Here is a 23088-nt window from a genome sequence, read left to right as displayed (position 1 = left end):
ATTTCCATGGCACTGGACAGCGCAAACGATTTCTCGATGTCGCGCAGGGCGATGAAGGCCGAGTTACTGGATGCAGAAACCGAGTTGAAGCTGGCCTATGCCTGGCGTGACCAGCGTGATGAAAAGGCGCTGCACCGGTTGATCACGGCCTATATGCGGTTGGCAATTTCGATGGCGGCCAAGTTCAAACGTTATGGCGCGCCGATGAACGATCTGATCCAAGAGGCCGGATTGGGTCTGATGAAGGCCGCTGACAAATTTGACCCGGATCGCGGGGTTCGGTTCTCGACCTATGCCGTCTGGTGGATCAAGGCGAGTATCCAGGACTATGTAATGCGAAACTGGTCAATGGTTCGGACCGGGTCCACCTCTGCCCAGAAATCCCTGTTTTTCAACATGCGTCGCGTCCAGGCCCGGCTTGAACGCGAAGCGGCCACTGATGGAATGGCGCTGGACCGTCACCAGTTGCACCAGATGATAGCAGCCGAGATCGGTGTTCCGTTGCGCGACGTTGAGATGATGCAAGGCCGGCTGGCAGGGTCGGATTTCTCGTTGAACGCTGTGCAATCCACGGATGAAGACGGGCGCGAATGGATCGACGCGTTAGAGGATGACCGGGAACAGGCCGCTGAAACCGTTGAAAACAAGCACGACACCGAACAGTTGCGCGAATGGCTGGTGATGGCGATGCAAGCCCTCAACGACCGAGAGCGCTTCATAGTGCGCGAACGCAAGCTGCGTGAACCGGTGCGCACACTGGAAAGCCTGGGTCAGGAACTGGGCCTGTCGAAAGAGAGGGTGCGTCAGCTTGAAGCCGCGGCTTTTGTAAAAATGCGTAAGAACCTTGAAGCTCAATCGCGCGAGGTGCAACACTTCATCGCATGAAACAGATTGCGATTCTGATGTGTACGCTGATGGTTATGGCTGGGTCCGGTCATGCCGATGACCTGATCCCTGACGATGTTACGGCCGCGATGCGAATGGCAGACGTTGTTTTGTTGGGCGAAACCCATGACAATCCTCGCCATCATCTGGTTCAGGAACAGGCGATTACATTGATCGACCCCTCCGCCGTGGTCTGGGAAATGGTCACCGAGGAAGGCGCACAGCGCCTGGCGCAAAAAGCGGCGTCCGATCCCGAAGAACTGTCACGCATCCTGCGTTGGGCGGAATCCGGCTGGCCCCCTCTCAGCCTGTATTACCCGATCTTTCAGGCCACGGATGCGCCGGTCTATGGCGCAATGGTCCCGCGTAAGGCAGCGCGTACAGCGATGGAACGTGGCGCTGCAACTGCGCTGGGCGCTGACGCAGCGCGATTTGGGTTGACCGTTCCTCTGTCAAAGGCGGAACAGGCGGCGCGCGAGGCTGACCAGATGGCGGCGCATTGCGATGCGCTGCCTGAAAGCGCTCTGCCGCAGCTGGTTGCGATCCAAAGGTTGCGCGATGCGGTGCTGGCACGGGCCATATTGCGTGCCGTTGACGAAACCGGTGGCCCGGTTGCAGTTATCACCGGAAATGGCCACGCGCGAAAGGACCGCGGTATTCCGACATTCCTATCGCGTCTGCGTCCGGGTCTTAAAGTGTATGTCCTGGGTCAGTCCGAAGACGGTACGATCCAAGGGGACTATGATGCAGTCATCGACAGCCCGACCGCGGACCGAGAAGACCCCTGCCTGGCCTTTCAACCGCAGAATTAACCGCTGGAACTGTCGGGCGCGCTTGCCTAATGTCGGGGCCGACCGAGACGGGAAGGGCACAACATGCTGGCATCGAAACGGATTCTGCTGATCATTGGTGGCGGTATTGCTGCCTATAAGTCACTGGATCTGATCCGGCGACTGAAGGAACGCGGCGCCTCTGTTGCGCCTGTCCTGACCCGCGCAGCAGAAGAATTCGTGACACCTCTGTCTGTTGCCGCGCTGGCCGGCGAGAAGGCCTATCGCGATCTGTTCGATCTGACCGATGAGGCCGAGATGGGGCATATCCAGCTGTCCCGATCTGCGGATCTTGTCGTAGTCGCTCCGGCGACTGCGGATTTAATGGGCAAAATGGCAGGTGGGTTGGCGAATGATCTGGCCTCGACCCTATTGATGGCGACTGACACACCGGTTCTGTGTGCGCCTGCGATGAATGTCCGTATGTGGGATCACCCGGCGACGCGTCGTAATTTTGAACAGTTGCAGGCGGACGGCATTCGTTTTGTCGGGCCAAACGAAGGCGACATGGCCTGTGGCGAATATGGTCCGGGCCGCATGTCGGAACCGCTTGAGATCGTCGCCGCGATTGATGCATCGCTGGGCAGCGGACCGCTCAGCGGTAAACGCATTCTTGTGACCTCGGGTCCCACGCACGAGCCGATTGACCCGGTGCGCTATATCGCGAACCGCTCATCCGGGGCGCAGGGCACAGCGATTGCACGTGCTCTGTCTGCGTTGGGTGCAGAGGTTGTGTTTGTGACCGGACCTGCTGAGGTTCCCGCACCAGACGGGGTCGAGGTTGTGCGGGTTGAAACAGCCCAGCAGATGTCAGACGCGGTGGATGCAGCATTGCCTGTCGATGCCGGGGTATTTGCCGCCGCCGTGGCGGATTGGCGGGTGGCCAGCGCGTCGGACCGCAAGCTGAAAAAGACACGCGAAGGTCTTCCGGCGCTGGATTTTGCTGAAAACCCGGACATTCTGAAGCGGGTCGCCAAGCTGGACGATGGACGCCCCGCGCTAGTTGTTGGCTTTGCCGCGGAAACGGACAATGTGATCGAACATGCGACCGCCAAACGCGAGCGCAAAGGGTGCGACTGGATCATTGCGAATGATGTCAGCCCGGCGACCGGGATCATGGGGGGCGCCGAAAACGCGGTGATCCTGATCTCCGATGATGGGGCTGAGGAATGGCCACGTATGGGCAAAGACGCAGTGGCCGAAAAACTGGCACACAAGATTTCCGACGCGCTGGCCGGTTAGACAAGAGGATATCCGATGGTAGCAATTCGTGTGATCCGTGAGGACGGGGCCGACCCTTCGGTGCCCTTGCCATCTTATGAAACCACCGGAGCGGCAGGCGCGGATGTGCGTGCAAACTTCCCGGACAAGACGCCGATCACGTTGCTGCCCGGTCAGCGGGCTCTGGTTCCCACCGGACTGCGGATTGAAATCCCAAAAGGGTATGAGGTGCAGGTCCGGCCCCGCTCGGGCCTTGCGCTGAAATACGGGATCACGCTGCCCAATACGCCGGGTACGATCGACAGCGACTATCGCGGCCCTCTGGGGGTGATCCTGTTGAACGCTGGGCAGGAGAGCTTTGAAATCACACATGGGGAACGTATCGCCCAACTGGTCGTCGCCCCGGTGGTGCAGGCGTCATTCGAGGCCACGGATACACTCAGCGATACTGACCGCGGTGCAGGCGGGTTCGGTTCGACCGGGCGCGGCTGATGTTACTTGTCCTGATCATCGCCGCAGCGCTTTGGGGGCTCGGCTATCTGGCTGGCGTGTCACGCAATGCACGGATGATTTCGGTTGGGGTGTTGTTGCTGGGGGTAATCTCGGCACAGCTGGTTTTGCCCCTTGGCAACCCCCTGCGTCAGGCCACGGGTGGTTCTGCTGCGACCTGGTTGATTTTGGTTGGTACGGGGGTTCTGGTTCTGATCTATGGAAGGGGACTGAAAGCGCTGCGAAAACGCGCGGCGCCGGCCTCGAACAAGGAGCCAGCCATGCCCTCAGACAAATTCTCCGAGACCGAGCTTGACCGCTATGCCCGCCATATCGTGTTGCGCGAAATTGGTGGGCCAGGGCAGAAAAAGATGAAGCAGGCCCGCGTGCTTGTGATCGGCGCTGGGGGGCTTGGGGCGCCCGCTTTGCAGTATCTGGCTGCGGCCGGGGTCGGCACGATCGGGGTGATTGATGATGATGAGGTTGAGAACGCCAATCTTCAGCGTCAGGTGATCCACCAGGATGCGGATATCGGTATGCCCAAGGTTTTTTCGGCCCAGCAGGCCATGCTGGCGCAAAACCCGAATGTGGTTGTTCTGCCCTATCACCGCCGACTGACCGAAGAGGTCGCCACCGAGTTATTTTCCGATTTTGACGTCATCCTGGACGGAACTGATAATTTCGACACGCGCTATTTGGCCAATCGCACGGCGGTCGCGTTGGGCAAGCCGCTGATTTCGGGTGCGCTGTCGCAGTGGGAAGGCCAGCTCAGCGTTTTCGACCCGGCCAACGATGCGCCTTGTTATCAGTGCATTTTCCCCGAGGCTCCGGCTCCAGGTCTGGCCCCGTCCTGCGCCGAGGCTGGGGTGATCGGCCCCTTGCCTGGCGTCGTCGGTTCGATGATGGCTGTTGAGGCGATCAAGGTGATCACCGGGGCGGGTCTGGCACTCAGGGGTGAGATGCTGATTTACGACGCTCTCTATGGCGAAAGCCGCAAGATTACACTGCCTCGCCGTGCAGATTGCCCCGTTTGTGGCAAAGGATAACCCCTCTGCTCTGGATCGAACGCGCCGTCGTTCTTAGGTAGGGGACAAAGGAGACTTCAATGACCAACCCGATTCTGTCCGCCTGGACCAGCGCGTTCGAAATTGCACCGTTCGACACGATATCCGACACGGATTTCGCCCCGGCCCTGGACGCGGCCATGCAGGCCCATAACGCTGAGATTGGCGCGATTGCCTCTAACCCGGAGGCCCCGACTTTTGCCAACACGGTCGAAGCGCTGGAAGCTGCAGGAGAGATGATGGACAAGGTTCTGTCGGTATTCTTCACGGTCGCGGGCGCAGACAGCAATCCCTTGCGTGAGGAGTTGCAGCGCGAATTTTCACCCAAGCTGGCCGCGCATTTCTCGGGGATTTCGTCCAACAAGGCGTTGTTTCAGCGGGTTGCCGATCTGTGGGCGCGCAAGGATGAACTGGGCCTGACGGATGAGCAGGCACGCGTTCTGATGCTGTCGCATCGCGGGTTTGTGCGCGCTGGTGCGGCGCTTGAGGGAAACGAAGACACGCGGATGCAAGAGATCAAAGCGCGGCTTGCCTCGCTGGGGACGTCCTTCACCCAGAACCTTCTTGCCGATGAGCGCGATTGGTTCATGGAATTGTCCGAAGATGACCTACAGGGGCTTCCTGGTTTTGTGGTCAATTCTGCCCGGGCAGCGGGTGAGGAAAAGGGTGCAAAAGGACCGGTTGTCACCCTGTCCCGGTCACTGATCGTACCGTTTCTGCAGTTTTCACCGCGCCGGGATTTGCGCCAGAAAGCCTATCGCGCATGGACTGCCCGGGGGGCAAATGGCGGCGAGACTGACAACCGGGAAATTGCCGCCGAAATCCTGCAGTTGCGTCAGGAACGTGCAAAGCTGCTGGGCTATGAAAGTTTTGCCGATTTCAAACTGGAAACCGAAATGGCCCGCACGCCCGACCGCGTCCGTGATCTGCTGATGCAGGTTTGGGAGCCTGCCAAAACGCGTGCCAATGCTGATGCTGAAATCCTGACGCAGATGATGCAGAATGATGGGGTGAATGGGCCTTTGGAGGCGTGGGACTGGCGTTACTACGCCGAGAAACGTCGCAAGGCTGAACACGATCTGGATGAGGCTGCGCTGAAACCGTACCTGCAGTTGGATCGCATGATCGAGGCCTCTTTTGCTTGCGCGAACCGTTTGTTCGGGCTGGAATTCAAGCAGTTGGACATACCGCTGTACCATCCGGACTGCCGGGCCTGGGAAGTGACACGGAACGGGCAACATATCGCGGTGTTCATCGGGGATTACTTTGCACGCGGCTCCAAACGGTCAGGCGCTTGGTGCAGCGCGATGCGCGGGCAGGCAAAGTTTCCCAAGGTGCAGGCTCCGGTCGTGATCAACGTCTGTAATTTCGCCAAGGGTGATCCGGCGCTGCTGTCTTATGACGACGCTCGGACTTTGTTCCATGAATTCGGCCATGCGTTGCACCAGATGCTGTCGAACGTGACCTATGAAAGCATCTCGGGCACCTCCGTTGCGCGCGACTTTGTCGAGCTGCCCAGCCAGCTATACGAACACTGGCTTGAAGTCCCAGAGGTTCTGGCCGAATTCGCCACTCATGCCGAAACCGGCGCGCCGATGCCGCAGGAGATGCTAAAGAAAGTGCTCAAGGCCGCCAATTTCGATCAGGGGTTCCAGACTGTAGAATATGTGGCCTCGGCGCTGGTTGATCTGGCCTTTCATGAGGGCGCTGTGCCCGACGATCCGATGGCGAGACAGGCAGAAGTTCTGGCGGATCTGGGAATGCCCGCGGCAATCCGGATGCGCCATGCCACGCCGCATTTTGCGCATGTGTTTGCCGGTGACGGCTATAGCGCAGGCTATTACAGCTATATGTGGTCCGAGGTCATGGATGCAGACGCCTTCGCCGCGTTCGAAGAGGCGGGGGGCGCCTTTGATTCCGAACGCGCAAAAGCGCTGGAGGAAAATATCCTGTCCACTGGCGGTTCCCGCGAAGCCGAAGACCTGTATCTGGCCTTCCGCGGTCGTTTGCCGGGGGTTGAGGCCCTGCTGAAGGGGCGCGGCCTTATCGCAGCCTAATATCCCAATTCGCGGTCAACGAGGTGCAGGAAAGGCTCGCCCGCCTCACCTCTGCGAATATTTTCACAGATCACCTGCGCCGATGTAACGGGGCGGGTTTCAGAGGCAATGTGAGGCGTCACCGTGACGTTTGGATGCGTCCAATACGGGTGGCTCGCAGGCAGCGGCTCGACCCGGAAAACATCCAGCGTTGCGTGACCGATCTGGCCCGTATCCAGAGCTGCCAGCAAGGCTTGATCGTCGATCAGCGGTCCTCGGCCCGGGTTGATGATATGCGCACCCTTGGGCATCAGGGACAGGGTTTCGGCGTTCAGTGTGTTTTCCGTGGCAGGCGTATCGGGCAGCAATAAAACCGCGATCTCGGCCTGTGTCAGTGCCGCACGCAACCTATCCTCACCGTGAAAGCAGGTGACCCCGGGGATGGCCTTGGCCGAGCGGCTCCAGCCGGTAACGTTGAAATTCAGTGCAGACAGCGCGTGGGCTGCGGCCTCTCCCAATGCGCCAAGGCCCAGGATGCAGACGGTTCTGTCCGAGGCCAGCGGTGGTGGATCTGGGGCCCAAACCCCATCCTGAACCGTGATGTGTCGGTCCATACCCAGATGATAGCGCAGCACGTGACCGACGACCCATTCGGTCATTCCCTGCGTCAACCCGTGGTCCACCATTCGCGCCAGCGGCACGGTCAGAGTGTCATTCTCGACGATGCTTTCGATCCCAGCCCAAAGGCTGAGCACGGCCTTGAGGCGGGTGTAAGGTGCAAAATCCCGTAAGCTGCTATTGGGCGCATAGACGACGTAATCCACCTGATCTGGTTCAAACGTGGTGCCTAGCTGAAACGCGACCCCGGCATTAGTCAGGTACTGTGTCATCAAGGGTTGATACACGGGCCATAGTTCGGGGCGTGCCGAGAACAGGATGTTTGCAGTCATAACGGGCCTTTCGGATCAGCGGGGGCGGTGAATATGGGCACTTTGGACGATGCCGAAAGCTGCCATCAAAACCAGCATGGCCGAACCGCCATAGCTGACCATCGGCAGGGGAACTCCTACGACTGGGGCCAAGCCCATGACCATCGACATGTTCACGGCAAAGAATAGGAAGAAGTTCAATGCGATACCCAGCGTGACCAAAGAGGAGAACCTGTCCTTGGTTGTCAGGGCCGTAACCAGGCAAAAGATCAGGATCAGCCCATAGAGAACCAGCAGGGTGATGCCGCCGACAAATCCGAATTCTTCGGCCAGCGTCGTAAAGATGAAATCTGTGTGTTTCTCGGGCAGGAAGTTCAGGCGCGATTGTGTGCCCTGCATGAACCCGCGCCCGTTCCAGCCTCCGGACCCCAGCGCGATCTTGGATTGGGTGATGTGATACCCCGCGCCCAGCGGATCGGTGGAGGGATCAAGGAAGGTGTCGATGCGGCGGAACTGGTAATCCTTGAGCAACTGCCACTCGGTTCCGCGGCTGTTGAAGACCGTGGCGATCAGACCGACACCCGCGGCGATAACCGCAGCGAAATAGGCCCAGTGAACGCCGGCCAGAAACATCAGGCCTCCCCCCGCCGCCAGCAGCAGGATCGAGGTGCCGAGATCCGGCTGGCGCAACACCATGAAGGTGGGGATCAGGATCAGGATGACAGGGATCAGAACCCAAAGGGGGCGTGACGTTTTATGCGATGGGAGCCAGTCGTAATAGGCCGCAAGCACCATCACCAGTGCTACTTTCATCACCTCTGATGGCTGCAGGCGCATGAACCCCAGGTCGATCCAGCGTTGCGCGCCCATGCCAACCGTTCCGAACAACTCGACCACCACAAGTAGAGCGATCGCGGCCAGATAAGCCAGAACCGACATATTTCGCCAGAACCAGATCGGGACCAGTGCCACAATGAACATCGCGATCAAGCCCAACCCAAAGCGTTCCATCTGAGGTTCGGCCCAAGGGGTCCATGATCCACCCGCCACCGAGTACAGCATCAGGAACCCTGCGCTGGCCACGCTGATCAGCAGCAGGGTCAGGGGCCAGTTCATATACAGGAACTTGCGGAACCCCGATGGCGTGGATTTGACGGCATATTCAAGATAGCTCATGCGCGGTCCTTCTGGGGCGGACGCGCTTTGGGGCGGCGGTCGCCCTCCAGCCGTTTTTGCTGTTCCTTGATACGCTCACGATCGGCGGCCGGATAGGCTTCGAGTGGTGGCGTACCGTTGTACAGCGCCTGCAGCATGATATCTCGTGCAACCGGTGCCGCGGCCTTCGACCCCCCGCCGCCATGTTCCACCACGACGGCTACGGCGTATTTCGGGTTGTCATAGGGGGCAAAGCTGACGAACAGCGCGTGGTCACGGCGTTCCCACGGCAGGTCTTCGTTGCGGATAACGCCAGCCGCACGTTCTGCCTTGGTGATATTGCGGACTTGGCTGGTGCCGGTCTTGCCCGCCATACGGAACTCATCCGAGATGATACGGCTGCGATAAGCGGTGCCGCGCCGGTCGTTCGAGACCGAAAACATTGCCTTGCGGACATATTCCAGATTAGTCCGATTGACCGCGAGCGGTTCCCCCGCGCCCGAGGGTTGTTCAACCCCATTGACCGAACGCACAAGGCGTGGCGAGACCGCACGCCCAGTTGCAATCCGGGCTGTCATGACGGCTAGTTGCAGCGGTGAGGCCAGCATAAAGCCCTGACCGATTGAGGCATTGGCAGTGTCACCTACCAGCCATTCTTCGCCGTGGACACGCTCTTTCCAAGCCTGATTGGGGGCAAGCCCTGCAGCCACTGCGGACATCGGGATATCGTGTTTCACGCCCAGCCCAAAGATACGAGCCATGTCGGAGATATTGTCGATGCCTGTGCGCAGGGCAACTTCGTAATAATACACATCGCAGCTGCGTTTCAGAGACAGACCAAGATCAACTGTACCATGCCCGCCGCGTTTCCAACAATGGAACCGGCGACTGCCGACTTTCAAGTGGCCGGGGCAGTAAACAGTGTTTCCAGGACCGATGACCCCAGCCTCAAGCGCGGCCATGGCAGTGATCATCTTAAAGGTCGAGCCGGGTGGATAGGTGCCCTGTACTGTCTTGTTGGCCAACGGGCGATAATTGTCTTGTGTCAGAGCCCGGTAATCGGCAACCGAGATTCCGCGCACAAAAAGGTTGGGATCAAAGCTGGGTGCGGAACTGATGGCGCGGATATCACCGGTCTCACAGTCGATCACCACTGCTGCGGCGCTTTCACCAGCCAAACGGGCCTGAGCGTATTGTTGAAGATCGGCATCGACCGACAGTTGCAAATCGGCCCCGGCCAAACCTTCTTGACGGTCAAGTTCACGCATCACGCGGCCGGTGGCGTTCACTTCGACGCGTTTGGCGCCTGCTTTGCCGCGCAGACTGATTTCCTGTTTGGCCTCAAGCCCGACCTTGCCGATCTGAAAACGGGGAATGCGCAGAACGGGTTCCGGATCTTCTATCTGACTGAGGTCGTAATCGCTGACCGGTCCGACATAGCCGACGATATGCGCGAAATCCTCATATCTGGGATATTGCCGGGTCATCCCGACCTCGGGAGTGACACCGGGCAGGGCGGGGGCGTTGACGGCAACTTTCGAGATATCTTCCCACGTGACTTGATCGGCCAGAGTGACCGGCAGGAACGGGGCCGATCTGCGCATTTCGGTCATGGCGCGTTCGATCTCATCCTCGGTCAGTGGGATCAGTTCAGAAAGCTTGGAGATGACGGCTTCAACATCGCCCGCATCTTCGCGCACCATGACGATACGGTAGGACGGAGAGTTTTGCCCGATGATCTGCCCGTTGCGATCGTATATTCGACCACGTGTGGGCGGGATAAGGCGGATGTTAATCCGGTTTTCCTCGGCCAACAGGCGGTATTCGTCAGCCTGATCTACCTGCATAAACCGCATCCGGGCAGCCAGACCCCCGATAAAGGCGGCTTGCAGGCCTCCAAGGATCAGCGCACGGCGTGGCAAACGTTTATAGGCGAGGCCCTGTGACTTAGGTTTGCGCTGTTTCATTACCGCCCTCCCGACAGGCCAGGGTCAGAAGGTGCGACACGACGCACACCAAAACCGTTCTGACTGAGCAGAACGATCAATGGGTAGATCCCGATTGTCAGAACCACTTGCACCACGACCATCCCCAATGCCGCTTGTTGCACGGACAGAATAGCAAGAATGACGCGATTCAGGAAAAAAACAGCTGTGATCACGACGGCAACGGTGGTCCATTCGCCCAAAAAGCCCGCGTCGCGCAACCCGGGAGTTGCGGACCGAAGATAGGCAGTACCCAACACAACAAGCGCGGCCAGCAAGCCGGGGGGACGTTGAAACAGAAGGTCGGCTGCCAGCATGATCAGGGCGACCAGCAGGGTTGGCACATATTCGGGGCGCCGCAGAACCCAGGCAAAGGTCAACGCAATCAGGAAATCCGGAAACGGCCAGCGATCCGGCTGCGTGTCCAGTGGCAGCAGGTGCAGGAACAAGACCAGCAGCGCCATCAGCAGATACAGGCCACGTTTGAGCCACAGATTGGATGCGGCACTATCCATCGCCGGTCTCCGTCGGTGTCAGTGCCGCTTCGGGTTGGCGTGGGCCGACAATTCCTCCGGGGTCCTGAATAAGTGGCGCAGACTGATAGCGTAGCACTCTTAGAAATTTGAGCCGTTCAAAATCTGCAGACAGCCGCACCCGCAGGCGGCCACCCGGATCAGCGGTAATCTGACCGATCAGCAGGCCGCCAGGGAAAACGCCGCCATCCCCCGAGGTCACAACCCTGTCGCCCGGGCGCACCAGTTCGCGGTTCTCCAGAAACTCAACCACAGGCGCGGCGGTGTTGTCCCCGGCAATCAGAGCGGTCTGCCCCGACGGTTGAATCGTGGCAGGTATCGCGCTGGATGCGTCGGTCATCAGGATCACCCGTGCGGTATCTGGACCAACACCCGAGATACGACCGACAACGCCAATCCCGTCCATGGTGGCCCATCCATCCATGATTCCGTCACGCTCGCCCACGTTCAACAGAACCGACTGCCGGAACGGAGAACCGCTATCGGCCATGACGACCCCGGTAATATAGGTCAGGCGCGGATCGAGACGCACATTGTTTAGATCCAGAAGCCGGGCATTTTCCTGCTCAAGTTGCAGTGCGGCCTCTTTCCAGGCGCGCATCAGACGCAACTCGCTGCGCAATTCCTGGTTCTGCTCGCTCAGGCGTTGATAGCTCTGAAAATCCCGTGCCAGATTGACCGCAGCGGTAACCGGAACCATCGCCCAATCCATCGAGGGCACCACGTTGTCGACAACCTGCGCCCGAAACCGTTCGACGCGAGGGCTGTCAATGCGCCAGACCAGAAAGATGCCCAGAAGGCACAGAACCACAATCCCCAGCAGCAGACGGCGGAGCGGGGTGGTGTATTCATCGCGCTGTGATCGGTCCTTTGCCACAGGACTCCTTCCCGTGCTGCTCGCGCCCGAATGTACCCATTAGAGGGTGCGCGCCTTAGCTTTCGTAGTCAATCGCGTGGCGCAGCTGTTTTTCGTATTCCAGTGCCTTGCCGGTGCCCAAAGCCACACAGTTCAGGCTTTCATCCGCAATCGACACGGCCAGACCTGTCTGTTCGCGCAGTGCCAGATCCAGATCGCCCAGCAGCGCACCGCCACCGGTCAGCATCACGCCGCGGTCCACGATATCTGCGGCCAGATCAGGCGGCGTAGTTTCAAGTGCGGTCATAACGGCTTCGCAGATTGCCTGAACCGGTTCCGACAGGGCCTCGGCGACCTGCGCCTGGCTGATCTCGATTTCTTTGGGCACGCCATTCAACAGATCGCGGCCACGGATATGCATCGACTGGCCACGTCCGTCATCAGGCATACGGGCGGTTCCGATGGTGGTCTTGATCCGTTCGGCGGTGGATTCACCCACCAACAGGTTCTGCTGGCGGCGCAAGTATGAGATAATCGCCTCATCCATTCGGTCTCCGCCAACGCGGACCGAACGGGCATAGACAATGTCGCCCAGCGACAGAACGGCAACCTCGGTGGTGCCGCCGCCGATATCCACGACCATGTTGCCGGTCGGGTCAGTGATGGGCATTCCTGCACCAATAGCCGCAGCGATGGGTTCGGCGATCAGGCCCGCCCGGCGAGCGCCTGCGGACATAACCGATTGGCGAATGGCCCGTTTTTCAACAGGCGTAGCACCATGGGGGACGCAGACAATGATTTTGGGCTTTGAGAATGTGGAGCGTTTATGCACCTTACGAATAAAGTGCTTGATCATTTCTTCAGCGGTGTCGAAATCCGCAATCACGCCTTCGCGCATGGGGCGGATCGCTTCGATCGAACCAGGGGTTCGGCCCAGCATCAGCTTGGCATCCTCACCGACGGCGAGGACTTTCTTAACCCCATCCTTGACGTGGTAAGCCACAACTGAAGGTTCCGACAGGATCACACCGCGCCCTTTGACATAAACAAGCGTATTTGCTGTTCCAAGGTCGATCGCCATGTCCGCTGAGAACAAGCCGCCCAGATTGCCAAAGATGCCCATGTTGTACTGATCCCGTTCGTCAGAATTTCTACTGCCCGCGACTCGACGGTTCCGGGACGGATGTCTTATAGGGTGCCATCTCGCCCGGTAAAAGGGCTGATTCCGCGTAACTCAGCACCTTTCCGCCTTATTGAGAGGGACTTTAGAAGGCAACATGCTCTCTTATCAACACATTTACCACGCCGGGAATCTGGCTGATGTTCAAAAGCACGCTCTTTTGGCATGGGTACTGGACTATCTGACGCGAAAAGATAAGCCGATAACCTATCTGGAAACCCATTCCGGGCGTGGCCTGTACCAGCTAGACGCAGCAGAAGCCGTGCGCACAGGCGAGGCAGCCGTAGGTATCAAGCGAGCGCAGCGCGAAGGGTGGTTTCCATCTGATCATCCTTTGTCTCTGGCGTTGGCCAAGGTCCATGAACGGCACGGAGAAAACAGCTATGCCGGTTCACCGCTGATCGCGGCCAACCTGCTGAGGGATCAGGACAGTCTGCATTTCGCAGAGCTGCACCCGCAGGAATACGCGGCATTGTCGATGACCATGTCCCCCTTTGGGGCAAAGGAGTACAAACAGGACGGGTATGAGCTGGCGCAGTCTTTGCTGCCACCAACGCCGCGGCGCGGGATGCTGTTGATTGATCCCAGCTATGAGGTGAAGGCGGATTATGACCGGCTACCGGGCGTGATCTCAAAACTGCACCGTAAATGGAATGTGGGCGTCATCGCGCTGTGGTATCCGATCCTGTCCGATCAACGTCAGGCCCCGATGGTTGCCGCGTTGAAGGCGCAGGGTTTTCCCAAGGCGATCCGTCATGAAGTCCGGTTTGCACCTGCGCGGGAAGGTCACCGAATGGTCGGATCAGGGATGTTTCTGCTGAACGCGCCCTTTGGCATCCAAGATGAAATGGACCGTCTGTCAGAGCTGTTCAAAGGGCTGTGACGCCAGTCTGATTTCGGACCACAAGGTTCTCCCGCCTCATCTGCCAGCATCTAAAGATGCCGTCAAACGTGTTGGGCCCGGCAGCGCGCCGCATGCGCGCTGCCGGGCCCAAAGCCGCAAGGGCGTCCGGTGTAGCCGGGCGCCCGCGGGTGCGGGAGCCCTTGGGAGTTTCATCTGGCGGTCAGGTCAGGTCCTTATAGCTGATTTCACGCGTGTCTGCACCTGGCCCGGCCTTTTCACGGCGCATGATCAGGCGGTTCAGTGCGTGGATATAGGCCTTGGCGGATGCCACGACCGTATCGGTATTCGCTGACTGACCGGTGGCGATCATGCCGTCCTCTTCCAGCCGAACCGATACGGTTGCCTGCGCATCAGTACCCTCGGTCACAGCATGGACCTGATACAGTTGCAGGCGGGCGGTGTTGGGATAGATTCGGCGAACGGCTTTGAAGGTGGCATCGACTGGACCGTCGCCATGTTCGGTCGCGACAATGTCCTTGCCATCCACTTCCAGCTCGACCGTCGATTCCGCCTGACCGCCGGTGCCGCAGGTGACTTTCATCGAAACCAACTGCAGGCGATCGTCGGCCTCATCATCCTGGCTCATCAACGCGATCAGGTCGTCGTCAAAAACCTCTTTCTTGCGGTCGGCCAGATCCTTGAACCGCACGAAGATGTCCTTGAGCTGATTGTCACCGACCTCAAAGCCGAGCGTTTCCAGCTTGTCGCGCAACGCAGCCCGGCCCGAGTGTTTGCCAAGCGGCAGAGAGGTGCCCGACAGGCCGATATCTTCAGGGCGCATGATCTCGAAATTCTCTCGGTTCTTCAGCATGCCGTCCTGATGGATTCCGCTTTCATGCGCAAAGGCATTCTTGCCGACGATGGCTTTGTTGAACTGAACCGGGAAGCCCGCAACCGTCGCAACCCGGCGCGAGATATGCATGATCTTGGTGGTGTCGATGCCGGTATGCCACGGCATGATGTCATTGCGGGTGCGCAGCGCCATCACAACTTCTTCCAGCGCAGTATTGCCCGCACGCTCGCCAAGGCCATTGATGGTGCACTCGATTTGACGCGCACCACCAGCGACAGCCGCCAGTGAGTTCGCCGTCGCCATGCCAAGATCGTTGTGGCAATGGGTGGCAAACACCACCTCATCCGCGCCCGGAACCGTTTCGATCAGGCGCTTGATCAGGTCAGCGGATTCGACAGGTGCCGTGTAACCGACAGTGTCGGGGATGTTGATCGTTGTGGCACCGGCCTTGATCGCGATCTCGATCACACGGCACAGATAATCCCACTCGGTCCGGGTCGCATCCATCGGCGACCACTGTACATTTTCGCACAGGTTGCGGGCGTGGCTGACGGTTTCGTGGATCTTGTCGGCCATCTCGTCCATGGTCAGGTTCGGAATGGCACGGTGCAGCGGCGAGGTGCCGATGAAAGTGTGGATGCGGTTCTTGCCAGCGTGTTTGATCGCCTCCCAGCAGCGGTCGATATCAGCGAAATTCGCACGGGCCAACCCGCAGATGCGGCTGTTTTGCGATCGCTCGGCAATCTCGCTGACGGCTTTGAAGTCGCCTTCTGATGCGATCGGGAAACCGGCCTCGATGATGTCGACACCCATCTCGTCCAGTAGTTCCGCGATTTCCAGCTTTTCGGCATGGGTCATGGTCGCGCCGGGGCTCTGCTCGCCGTCGCGCAAAGTGGTGTCAAAGATCAAGACGCGGTCTTGGTCGGTCACATTGGTCATGGGATTCTCTTTCTTCTTCTGTCCTAAAGCCTATGGCGCGCGGGCGTCCTCCTCTGAGCGGGCGCGCCGGGTGGCACGCTCAGAGGCGGATTAGGATCAGTAGGCCACGCAGAGACGCACCGCAGGGGGCGGTGTCGGCAACAAGGATATCTGCGCGGTTGATCATGGGGTTGAGCTTATACAGCGCATGCGGGGAATGAAAAGTAGGAATTTCATGCAGACGTCAAAACCTGCACGAACCGTGACGGTTGATTGCCGAGTGAAGACTGCTAGTTGATCCGGAATGGAGAAAGCTCTCATCATAGGTGCCTCGGGTGGTATCGGTGCCGCGCTGCAAAGGCTGTTGACCATGCAATCCGTAGACGTAACCACCTTGTCGCGTTCTGCAGATGGTTTCGACCTCACGAATGTCGAAGCTGTCGGCCCGGCTCTGGAAGCATTGCAATGCCCGTTTGACATGATCTTCATTGCGACGGGTGCTTTGGAAATCAATGGTGCACAGCCAGAGAAGTCCATCAGATCAATTTCAGCGCAGGCAATGATGGACCAGTTTGCCCTGAATGCGGTTGGTCCGGCCCTTGTGCTGTCACACGCTGCGCGGCTGCTACCACGGGGTAGGCGATCTGTCGTGGCGGTGTTGTCCGCCCGCGTCGGATCAATCGGAGATAATCAGCTGGGTGGATGGATCAGTTATCGGGCCTCAAAAGCTGCGGCCAACCAGATTGTGCGCACATCCGCGATTGAGCTGGCCCGCACCCACAAACAGGCGATCTGTGTGGCCCTGCATCCGGGCACAGTGCGTACAGAATTCACGCGCAAATATGTCGGGCGACACCCGGCCGTTGAATCGGATGAAGCCGCGCGAAACCTGCTGAGCGTCGCCAAGGCGCTTGTGCCCGCAGACACGGGCGGGTTCTTCGACTGGGCTGGAAAACCTGTGCCGTGGTGAGACCCGCTAACCGTCAGAGGCAGGGCTGGTTGCCGTTGTCGCGCTGTCGTCTGCCGGAGCACTCTCCTGCGGCTCGCTGGTGTTTTCACCCGGCAGAACACCGTTTTCCCAGACGCCGGTTTCTTCTTTGCCGTCTGCATAGCGCATCGTGCCGTCACCGTGGCGTTTGTTGTCCAAAAACCCACCTTCGTACACGTCACCAGTCGCATAGGTAGCGGTTCCGGTGCCGCTGATCTTCCCCTCGACCCAACCGCCTGTATAGGTGAAGCCGCGCGGTGTGGTTATCGATCCTTGCCCGTGGCGCTGCCCATCTTTGAAATCGCCCTTGTAGGTAGTTCCGTCCGGGAAGCTGGCTTTGCCCTCGCCCTGGCGTGCACCGTCGACCCAATCGCCTTCATATTTGTACCCGTTTGCAAATGTCAGAACACCGGTGCCGTGGTTCAGACCGTTCTTGAACTGCCCATCGTAGATGGCGCCGTTCGGGTAAGTGGCCTTGCCCTGACCCTCGAAGACTCCGGCGATCCAGTCGCCGTCGTAAATCAGGCCATCAGGATAGGTGTGCATTCCTTTGCCATGGGGCAGGTCTGCACTGAAATCACCGACATAGGTCGAACCGTCAGGATAGGTCAGCTCTCCGAGGCCCTCAATCTGGCCGTCTTTCCACTCACCGGTATAGTCGAACCCATCCGTGCCCAGAAACCGGCCTTTGCCGTGGCGGCGATCATCGTGATAGTCACCTTCGTAAATGGCGCCACTGGCATAGGTTGCCTTGCCTTTGCCCTGTCGGCGCCCATCAAAAAAATCGCCTTCATACAAATCGCCATTGGCTTGCAGTAGACGGCCTTTTCCGGTCATGCGATTTTCGGACCAGTCACCCGTATAACTCATACCTTCCGGCCGCGTCAGGCTGCCTGTGCCATGACGCTTGCCGTCTTTGATGTCGCCCTCATACACGTTGCCTTTGGCTGAGGTGATCTTGCCTTTGCCCTGCTTGACCCCGTAGACCCAATCGCCCTCGTACACCTCTCCGGTCGGGTCGGTCAGAGTGCCTTGGCCGTGGTGCCTGGCATTCTTGAACCCACCTTCGTATTTCGCTCCGTTGGCATAGACGGCGACTCCTTGGCCGTTGAACGAGCCATCGGCCCATTCCCCTTCATAGCTGCCACCATCAGCATAGACGATCGTTCCGAACCCTTCGGGTTGACCGTTGGCAAAGGCGCCCTGATAGATCGACCCGTTAGCATAGCGCGCAATACCCTGGCCCTGAATTTCGCCTTCGATCCATTCGCCTTCGTATTCGAAACCATCCGGCAACTGGTAGGTGCCGGTTCCGTGCCGCAGGCCATTTAGGAACGTGCCTTCGTATACGCCGCCCACTTCGTCATCGGCCACGACTACCTGATCGTTCTGCGCGAAGGCGGTCAGCGCTGACAGGGTCAATGCAACTGCGGCGATTGAAGTGCGAAAAACGTTCATGTTTGGTCCTGTCTGCGCGAGCATCGTGCTTTTGCGCAAAACTAGGATACCGACGCAGGCAGGGCAACGGCTTTTGCCTTATTGGTCTTTCACTCGCGGTGCGATCTGGTAAATGGCAATAGGACAGACGAGGGCAAGAGGGCAGTATGGCCGACCGTTTCCGTATCACTCTGGCGCAACTCAATCCCATTGTCGGGGATTTGGAAGGCAATGCGGCCAAGGCTTTTTCTGCGTGGGAGCAGGCGCGTGAGGCCGGTGCCCAACTTGTTGCTTTCCCCGAGATGTTCATCACCGGCTATAATACGCAGGACCTTGTGATTAAGCCCGCGTTCCACAAAGCCGCAATGAAAGCTGTTGAGGCGCTTGCGGAACGTTGCGCCGATGGACCTGCGATTGCGATCGGCGGGCCGTGGTTCGAAGATGACCGGCTGTATAACGCCTATCTCATCCTCAAGAACGGCAGGATCAGCAGTAAAGTGCTGAAACATCACCTGCCGAATGAGACAGTCTTTGACGAAGTGCGCCTGTATGATTCCGGCCCGCTGGGCGGTCCCTATTCGGTTGGCAACTCTCGGATCGGCAGCCCAATCTGCGAAGACAGCTGGCATCCGGATGTTGCCGAGACGCTGGAGGAGACAGGAGCCGAATTTCTGTTGATCCCCAACGGCTCGCCTTATTTCCGAAACAAATATGATGTGCGCCTGAACCATATGGTGGCGCGCGTGGTTGAGACCGGATTGCCGCTGATTTACCTGAACATGGTCGGGGGGCAGGACGATCAGGTCTTTGACGGGGCGACCTTCGGGTTGAATCCAGGCGGAGAACTGGCATTCCGTATGCCTGTGTTCGACGAAGCGATAGCGCATGTGGATATTGAACGCGGCGACGCAGGTTGGCGCATAATTCCGGAAGAGATTGTGCCGCAGCCAGATGCTTGGGAGCAGGACTATCGCGCGATGGTCCAGTCTCTGCGTGATTACATGGCCAAAACCGGGTTCAAAAAGGGTGTTCTGGGTCTCTCTGGCGGCGTTGATTCAGCCCTTGTCGCGGCAATAGCGGTGGATGCGATTGGCGCTGAAAATGTTCGCTGCGTGATGTTGCCGTCGGAATATACCAGCCAGGATTCTTTGGATGATGCCGAAGCGGTGGCTAAGGTGTTGGGTGTTCACTATGATTTCGTCCCTATTGCACAGGGGCGCGCGGCGATCACGGATACGCTTGCCCCATTGTTTGCCGGGCGAGACGAAGATCTGACCGAAGAAAACATCCAGTCCCGCCTGCGGGGGCTGTTGCTGATGGCCCTGTCGAACAAGTTCGGCGAGATGCTGCTGACCACAGGCAACAAATCCGAAGTCGCCGTTGGATATGCCACGATCTATGGGGATATGAACGGTGGTTATAATCCAATCAAAGACCTGTACAAAACCCGCGTGTTCGAGACTTGCCGCTGGCGCAATGCCAATCATCGCGGCTGGATGAAAGGCCCCGAGGGCGAGGTCATCCGACCCTCGGTCATCGACAAACCTCCTAGTGCCGAGTTGCGCGAAGACCAGAAGGACAGTGACAGCCTGCCGGATTATCCGGTTCTGGACGCCATTCTGGATATATTGGTTGATCAGGATGGGTCGATCGCGGATTGCGTGGCCGCCGGGTTCGAAGAAGCCGTTGCGCGCCGGATCGAACATTTGGTCTATATCAGCGAATATAAACGGTTTCAGTCCGCCCCGGGGACACGTTTGACCAAGCGGGCATTCTGGCTGGATCGCAGGTATCCTATCGTGAATCGTTGGCGCGACAGGACCTGACGCCTTACAGGAATCACCATTTTGACGCGAAAACTGTTTCCATTTTATGGGCAATAACCGCTTGCTTCTGGAACTGTTTTTATTTTTGAGTGCAGTGGCTTAGATTCTCTTGGGCGTATCCGAGCTCCACTTGATGCCCGGTCTTTTTTTTGCCACATTTTAGCTTGATTGTTGCCCCATGTGGGGCGGATGCGACGCATTGTGGGAAATAGGTGTTTATGAGCTTTCCCTTCGGTCTTTAGCGACGCGTCCGAAATTGGATGTCTGAGTTAACGATTTGGTGCCATTATGTACGATGAATACGATAAACCGCTTCATTCACCGCCAAAATGGCGGTCTATGCAATCCGAAGGTCGGTCTCTGGATGAGGCAAAGGTAGATGCTGCCATTGCCAATTTGTTGAATGAAGAGGTGCCCAAAGAGGAATCCACGACGGTGGGCCCCGGCGCGCAGTTTCTGGAAACAGAAGCCGAGGTGCCGGAAGGCGGTATCGCTACCTCTTTGCGTCAGAAACTGGCTGAATTGTGCGGCGCGGCCTGAAGTTTTCAAAATCCTGAATTAGATGCGCTGGCTTGCCACGTTGGCCGAATGGTCACAGGCCTGCGCAATAGTCATTGACGCAAAGTTTCTTCTGTTGCGTCTGTCGTGATCCCGCGCCTTCATTGCGGTCCGTGCAATGAATTATGAGCGGTTGATGCCTGGCCCCAAGCCTAATGCTGTTGAACCCGATCTAAAGCTGCCAAAAGCCGTTGATGTTGTTGTCATTGGTGGAGGAATTATTGGGGCATCAACCGCCCTCGAACTGTCAGAGCGGGGAATGTCTGTCCTTCTGTGCGAAAAGGGACAAATTGCCTCCGAGCAGAGTTCACGGAACTGGGGATGGGTGCGTTTGGGTATGCGCGATCCTCGGGAAATCCCGCTGATGCAGGAATCACAGCGTATCTGGGCGCAGCTCGATCAACGCACCGGGCGCAAGACAGGTTTCACACAGGCAGGTATCCTGTTCGGCGCCTCTGGCAAGCGGGAACAGGGCAATCTTGAACGCTGGCTTCGCCATGTGGAGGGGTTGAATACTGGGGCAAGGATGGTGTCCGGGGCTCTGTTGGCGGAACTAATGCCAGACCATCGGACGGGGTTGGATTGCGCATTGTTTATGCCGCAAGACGGTAGGGCGGAACCGCAATGGGCTGCACCCGCAATCGCCGAAGCTGCGCGTGACCGGGGGGCTCTGTTGATGACCAACTGTGCAGTGCGCAGTCTGGATACAGAGGCGGACCGTGTCGTCGGTGTCTTCACAGAACGCGGTCGCGTGGCCTGCGGCAATGTCGTACTGGCGGGCGGTGCGTGGTCGCGCTTGTTTGCAGGGAATGCCGGAGTTGATTTTCCACAACTGAAGGTGCTGAACACCGTATTCCGAACCTCTCCGGTTTCCGGTCCTGAGGCCGCCTTGTGGTCGGACGATTTTGCAATACGCAAGCGGGACGACGGAGGGTATACGATTGCGTCCGGGCACGAAAACACCGTTGATATCGTGCCGGATAGCCTTCGTCTGGCGTGGCAATTTCTTCCTGCGTTTCGTCAGGAGTGGCGGTCGCTGCGGTTTCGGGTGTCGAAGCGGTGGGCCGAAGAGGCGCGACAAGATCGGAGGTGGTTGCCCACGGATGTGACACCGTTCGAACTTTGCCGCACTCTGGATCCCGAACCATCGCGCCGGGCGTTGCGGCGGGCTTGGAAAAGCGCAATCACTGGCATTCCCGCGCTAAAGCAGGCTGAAATCGTTCAAAGCTGGGCAGGGATGATTGATGTAACGCCGGATGCGATCCCGATCATCTCGCACGTGGACCACAGGCCCGGCCTGTTCATCGCTACGGGTTTCTCGGGTCATGGGTTCGGAATCGGGCCCGGTGCTGGGCGGCTGATGGCTGATCTGGTCTCGGGCAATGCCCCCTGTGTTAATCCGGCCGTTTTCCGCCTGTCCCGCTTTGCGGACGGGTCGAAAATCCGGCCGGACCCGGGGTATTAGACGTTAACCCATCATCTGATAGCTGACCGGGACAAACCTGAACCCATCGCCGCGCGTCTCGACGTAACCGGCTGCGGGGAAGGGCATGTGATATCCGATCATCGGAACTTTGTCTGCCGCCAGCATCCCCAGCACATTGCGGCGTGAAGCGGTGGCTGCGGCTTTGTCCATGTCGAACTTTACCTCCCACTCGGGACGAGCAAAAGACCACACATAGTGATTGGCCAGATCGGCCGTTAGAACCAGGCGTTGGCCATTGCTTTCCAGATGAAAGACTGTGTGTCCGGGTGTATGCCCGTGCGCTGAAACGGCCGTTATTCCGGAAAGAACTTCGCCATTATCCCCGACAAAGGTCATCTTTTCGGCCAACGGAGTAACTTTCGCGGCGACTAGATCACCAACCCGATTGCCAGAATCCTGAGCGGCCCAAAAGTCATATTCGGTCGATGCGGTGACATAGCGCGCGTTCGGGAAAGTCGGCGCGTCATTTGTGGTCATGCCGCCAATATGGTCAGGGTGCATATGGGTGATGACGACGACGTCGATTTGATCCGGGTTCACGCCTGCATCTGCCAATGCCGCCTGAATGCCGCCTTGCCCAAGGCCAGTATCAAACAGCACAAGTTCAGATCCGGTATTGACCAGCGTTGGTGTGAAAAAGAACTGGGCTTTATCGGCAGGAATAAAATTCTGGGCCGATACGTTTGCAAATTCCTCATCCGTGGCGCCGCCGCCGAAAATCTCTTTGGCGCCATCGCGCGGCAGGCTGCCATCCAGCAGAGTTGTTACGGTGAAATCGCCCAGCTGGAACGATTTCGCGATGGTTGAATTCGCTTTGGTATCGCTTGCTGCAGCCAGGATGGGGGTAGCAGCTGATGCAAAAGGCAAGGCTGCCGCCGCGCCCAGTGCGGCCCTACGAGTTAGTGTAACGGTCATTTTGAGATCTCCCTGTGTGTGCCAGCACTTTGAAGATAGGGTATCGCCCGAGGATTGCCACCTGACGTTGGCGTGAACCGGTGCGGTGGCTGGACAATTT

20 protein-coding genes are annotated in these 23088 nt (G+C 58.4%); 11 read left to right on the top strand and 9 right to left on the bottom strand.

Annotated features, from left to right (window positions below; all coding sequences use genetic code 11):
• Positions 1 to 6 precede the first annotated feature (6 nt).
• The 6 genes from AC2FH6_RS06190 to AC2FH6_RS06165 all read left to right on the top strand — a co-directional run bounded on the left by AC2FH6_RS06190 (position 7) and on the right by AC2FH6_RS06165 (position 6546).
• Positions 7 to 885, top strand: coding sequence for an RNA polymerase factor sigma-32 (locus AC2FH6_RS06190; RefSeq protein WP_142635576.1), 879 nt, complete (start codon positions 7 to 9; stop codon positions 883 to 885).
• A complete protein-coding gene (locus AC2FH6_RS06185) occupies positions 882 to 1697 on the top strand; it encodes a ChaN family lipoprotein (RefSeq protein ID WP_281995197.1) in 816 nt (271 codons plus the stop codon). The genes AC2FH6_RS06190 and AC2FH6_RS06185 overlap by 4 nt, the downstream gene beginning before the upstream one ends.
• 63 nt (positions 1698 to 1760) lie before the next feature.
• Positions 1761 to 2957: a bifunctional phosphopantothenoylcysteine decarboxylase/phosphopantothenate--cysteine ligase CoaBC gene (coaBC, locus tag AC2FH6_RS06180; RefSeq protein WP_496701722.1), complete on the top strand. Its 1197-nt coding sequence runs from the start codon at positions 1761 to 1763 to the stop codon at positions 2955 to 2957.
• A 15-nt stretch (positions 2958 to 2972) separates the two neighbouring features.
• On the top strand, positions 2973 to 3428 hold the full coding sequence (gene dut, locus AC2FH6_RS06175) for a dUTP diphosphatase (RefSeq protein ID WP_271948363.1): 456 nt from the start codon (positions 2973 to 2975) through the stop codon (positions 3426 to 3428).
• Positions 3428 to 4471 carry a HesA/MoeB/ThiF family protein gene (locus AC2FH6_RS06170; protein WP_496701720.1) on the top strand — a complete coding sequence of 348 codons (1044 nt, stop codon included), beginning with the start codon at positions 3428 to 3430 and terminating at the stop codon, positions 4469 to 4471. Before dut ends, AC2FH6_RS06170 begins: the two co-directional genes overlap by 1 nt.
• Before the next feature lie 59 nt (positions 4472 to 4530).
• Positions 4531 to 6546: a M3 family metallopeptidase gene (locus AC2FH6_RS06165; RefSeq protein WP_496701718.1), complete on the top strand. Its 2016-nt coding sequence runs from the start codon at positions 4531 to 4533 to the stop codon at positions 6544 to 6546.
• On the opposite strand, the gene AC2FH6_RS06160 is transcribed toward AC2FH6_RS06165, so the two are convergent.
• From AC2FH6_RS06160 to AC2FH6_RS06135, 6 genes are read right to left on the bottom strand one after another with little or no spacing between them, the layout of a single operon-like run.
• Complete coding sequence (locus tag AC2FH6_RS06160) at positions 6543 to 7475, bottom strand: 2-hydroxyacid dehydrogenase (protein WP_496701716.1); 933 nt, start codon at positions 7473 to 7475, stop codon at positions 6543 to 6545. The two genes, AC2FH6_RS06165 and AC2FH6_RS06160, sit on opposite strands and share 4 nt — an antisense overlap.
• Positions 7476 to 7490: 15 nt before the next feature.
• Positions 7491 to 8630: a rod shape-determining protein RodA gene (gene rodA, locus AC2FH6_RS06155; RefSeq protein ID WP_271948355.1), complete on the bottom strand. Its 1140-nt coding sequence runs from the start codon at positions 8628 to 8630 to the stop codon at positions 7491 to 7493.
• Positions 8627 to 10576, bottom strand: a complete 1950-nt coding sequence (gene mrdA / locus AC2FH6_RS06150) for a penicillin-binding protein 2 (protein ID WP_496701714.1) — start codon at positions 10574 to 10576, stop codon at positions 8627 to 8629. The genes rodA and mrdA overlap by 4 nt, the downstream gene beginning before the upstream one ends.
• Entirely contained in the window at positions 10576 to 11109 is a 534-nt protein-coding gene (locus AC2FH6_RS06145) for a rod shape-determining protein MreD (RefSeq protein ID WP_496676512.1), read from the bottom strand. The genes mrdA and AC2FH6_RS06145 overlap by 1 nt, the downstream gene beginning before the upstream one ends.
• Entirely contained in the window at positions 11102 to 12004 is a 903-nt protein-coding gene (mreC, locus tag AC2FH6_RS06140; RefSeq protein WP_281972515.1) for a rod shape-determining protein MreC, read from the bottom strand. The genes AC2FH6_RS06145 and mreC overlap by 8 nt, the downstream gene beginning before the upstream one ends.
• Before the next feature lie 55 nt (positions 12005 to 12059).
• The gene (locus AC2FH6_RS06135) at positions 12060 to 13106 is read right to left on the bottom strand and encodes a rod shape-determining protein (RefSeq protein WP_142635599.1); all 1047 of its coding nucleotides are present in this window, start codon (positions 13104 to 13106) and stop codon (positions 12060 to 12062) included.
• Positions 13107 to 13260: 154 nt separating this feature from the next.
• On the opposite strand from AC2FH6_RS06135, the gene rlmJ reads away from it, so the two are divergent.
• Complete coding sequence (gene rlmJ / locus AC2FH6_RS06130) at positions 13261 to 14046, top strand: 23S rRNA (adenine(2030)-N(6))-methyltransferase RlmJ (RefSeq protein ID WP_496700847.1); 786 nt, start codon at positions 13261 to 13263, stop codon at positions 14044 to 14046.
• Between the two features lie 181 nt (positions 14047 to 14227).
• On the opposite strand, the gene AC2FH6_RS06125 is transcribed toward rlmJ, so the two are convergent.
• On the bottom strand, positions 14228 to 15799 hold the full coding sequence (locus tag AC2FH6_RS06125) for a 2-isopropylmalate synthase (protein WP_142635603.1): 1572 nt from the start codon (positions 15797 to 15799) through the stop codon (positions 14228 to 14230).
• Between the two features lie 283 nt (positions 15800 to 16082).
• Here AC2FH6_RS06125 and AC2FH6_RS06120 point away from each other — a divergent pair, with 283 nt between their 5' ends.
• A complete protein-coding gene (locus tag AC2FH6_RS06120; protein WP_496701712.1) occupies positions 16083 to 16748 on the top strand; it encodes an SDR family NAD(P)-dependent oxidoreductase in 666 nt (221 codons plus the stop codon).
• 6 nt (positions 16749 to 16754) lie between these two features.
• Here the strand turns inward: AC2FH6_RS06120 and AC2FH6_RS06115 are convergent, their stop codons facing one another.
• Entirely contained in the window at positions 16755 to 18224 is a 1470-nt protein-coding gene (locus AC2FH6_RS06115; RefSeq protein WP_496701710.1) for an MORN repeat-containing protein, read from the bottom strand.
• A gap of 146 nt (positions 18225 to 18370) precedes the next feature.
• Here AC2FH6_RS06115 and AC2FH6_RS06110 point away from each other — a divergent pair, with 146 nt between their 5' ends.
• From AC2FH6_RS06110 to AC2FH6_RS06100, 3 genes are all read left to right on the top strand, one after another.
• On the top strand, positions 18371 to 20029 hold the full coding sequence (locus AC2FH6_RS06110; RefSeq protein WP_496701708.1) for an NAD+ synthase: 1659 nt from the start codon (positions 18371 to 18373) through the stop codon (positions 20027 to 20029).
• Positions 20030 to 20317: 288 nt separating this feature from the next.
• A complete protein-coding gene (locus AC2FH6_RS06105; protein ID WP_496691760.1) occupies positions 20318 to 20569 on the top strand; it encodes a hypothetical protein in 252 nt (83 codons plus the stop codon).
• Between the two features lie 154 nt (positions 20570 to 20723).
• On the top strand, positions 20724 to 22052 hold the full coding sequence (locus AC2FH6_RS06100) for an NAD(P)/FAD-dependent oxidoreductase (protein ID WP_496701706.1): 1329 nt from the start codon (positions 20724 to 20726) through the stop codon (positions 22050 to 22052).
• A 3-nt stretch (positions 22053 to 22055) separates the two neighbouring features.
• On the opposite strand, the gene AC2FH6_RS06095 is transcribed toward AC2FH6_RS06100, so the two are convergent.
• Entirely contained in the window at positions 22056 to 22988 is a 933-nt protein-coding gene (locus tag AC2FH6_RS06095; RefSeq protein WP_496701704.1) for an MBL fold metallo-hydrolase, read from the bottom strand.
• Positions 22989 to 23088: the final 100 nt, after the last annotated feature.

This window comes from Ruegeria sp. CDSC045, from assembly GCF_059610725.1.
Note: the sequence above shows the minus strand (reverse complement) of the source record. Positions and strands in the feature narration are given on the sequence as shown.

Excerpts from the sequence above, each read along its gene's own strand:
- dut (WP_271948363.1), top strand. The coding sequence starts at position 2,973 with ATGGTAGCAATTCGTGTGATCCGTGAGGACGGGGCCGACCCTTCGGTG.
- AC2FH6_RS06105 (WP_496691760.1), top strand. The coding sequence starts at position 20,318 with ATGTACGATGAATACGATAAACCGCTTCATTCACCGCCAAAATGGCGG.
- AC2FH6_RS06135 (WP_142635599.1), bottom strand. The coding sequence starts at position 13,106 with ATGGGCATCTTTGGCAATCTGGGCGGCTTGTTCTCAGCGGACATGGCG.
- AC2FH6_RS06110 (WP_496701708.1), top strand. The coding sequence starts at position 18,371 with ATGGCCGACCGTTTCCGTATCACTCTGGCGCAACTCAATCCCATTGTC.
- AC2FH6_RS06185 (WP_281995197.1), top strand. The coding sequence starts at position 882 with ATGAAACAGATTGCGATTCTGATGTGTACGCTGATGGTTATGGCTGGG.
- AC2FH6_RS06190 (WP_142635576.1), top strand. The coding sequence starts at position 7 with ATGGCACTGGACAGCGCAAACGATTTCTCGATGTCGCGCAGGGCGATG.
- rlmJ (WP_496700847.1), top strand. The coding sequence starts at position 13,261 with ATGCTCTCTTATCAACACATTTACCACGCCGGGAATCTGGCTGATGTT.
- AC2FH6_RS06165 (WP_496701718.1), top strand. The coding sequence starts at position 4,531 with ATGACCAACCCGATTCTGTCCGCCTGGACCAGCGCGTTCGAAATTGCA.
- AC2FH6_RS06095 (WP_496701704.1), bottom strand. The coding sequence starts at position 22,988 with ATGACCGTTACACTAACTCGTAGGGCCGCACTGGGCGCGGCGGCAGCC.
- AC2FH6_RS06145 (WP_496676512.1), bottom strand. The coding sequence starts at position 11,109 with ATGGATAGTGCCGCATCCAATCTGTGGCTCAAACGTGGCCTGTATCTG.
- AC2FH6_RS06125 (WP_142635603.1), bottom strand. The coding sequence starts at position 15,799 with ATGACCAATGTGACCGACCAAGACCGCGTCTTGATCTTTGACACCACT.
- mrdA (WP_496701714.1), bottom strand. The coding sequence starts at position 10,576 with ATGAAACAGCGCAAACCTAAGTCACAGGGCCTCGCCTATAAACGTTTG.
- AC2FH6_RS06120 (WP_496701712.1), top strand. The coding sequence starts at position 16,083 with ATGGAGAAAGCTCTCATCATAGGTGCCTCGGGTGGTATCGGTGCCGCG.
- coaBC (WP_496701722.1), top strand. The coding sequence starts at position 1,761 with ATGCTGGCATCGAAACGGATTCTGCTGATCATTGGTGGCGGTATTGCT.
- AC2FH6_RS06160 (WP_496701716.1), bottom strand. The coding sequence starts at position 7,475 with ATGACTGCAAACATCCTGTTCTCGGCACGCCCCGAACTATGGCCCGTG.
- AC2FH6_RS06115 (WP_496701710.1), bottom strand. The coding sequence starts at position 18,224 with ATGAACGTTTTTCGCACTTCAATCGCCGCAGTTGCATTGACCCTGTCA.
- AC2FH6_RS06170 (WP_496701720.1), top strand. The coding sequence starts at position 3,428 with ATGTTACTTGTCCTGATCATCGCCGCAGCGCTTTGGGGGCTCGGCTAT.
- AC2FH6_RS06100 (WP_496701706.1), top strand. The coding sequence starts at position 20,724 with ATGCCTGGCCCCAAGCCTAATGCTGTTGAACCCGATCTAAAGCTGCCA.
- rodA (WP_271948355.1), bottom strand. The coding sequence starts at position 8,630 with ATGAGCTATCTTGAATATGCCGTCAAATCCACGCCATCGGGGTTCCGC.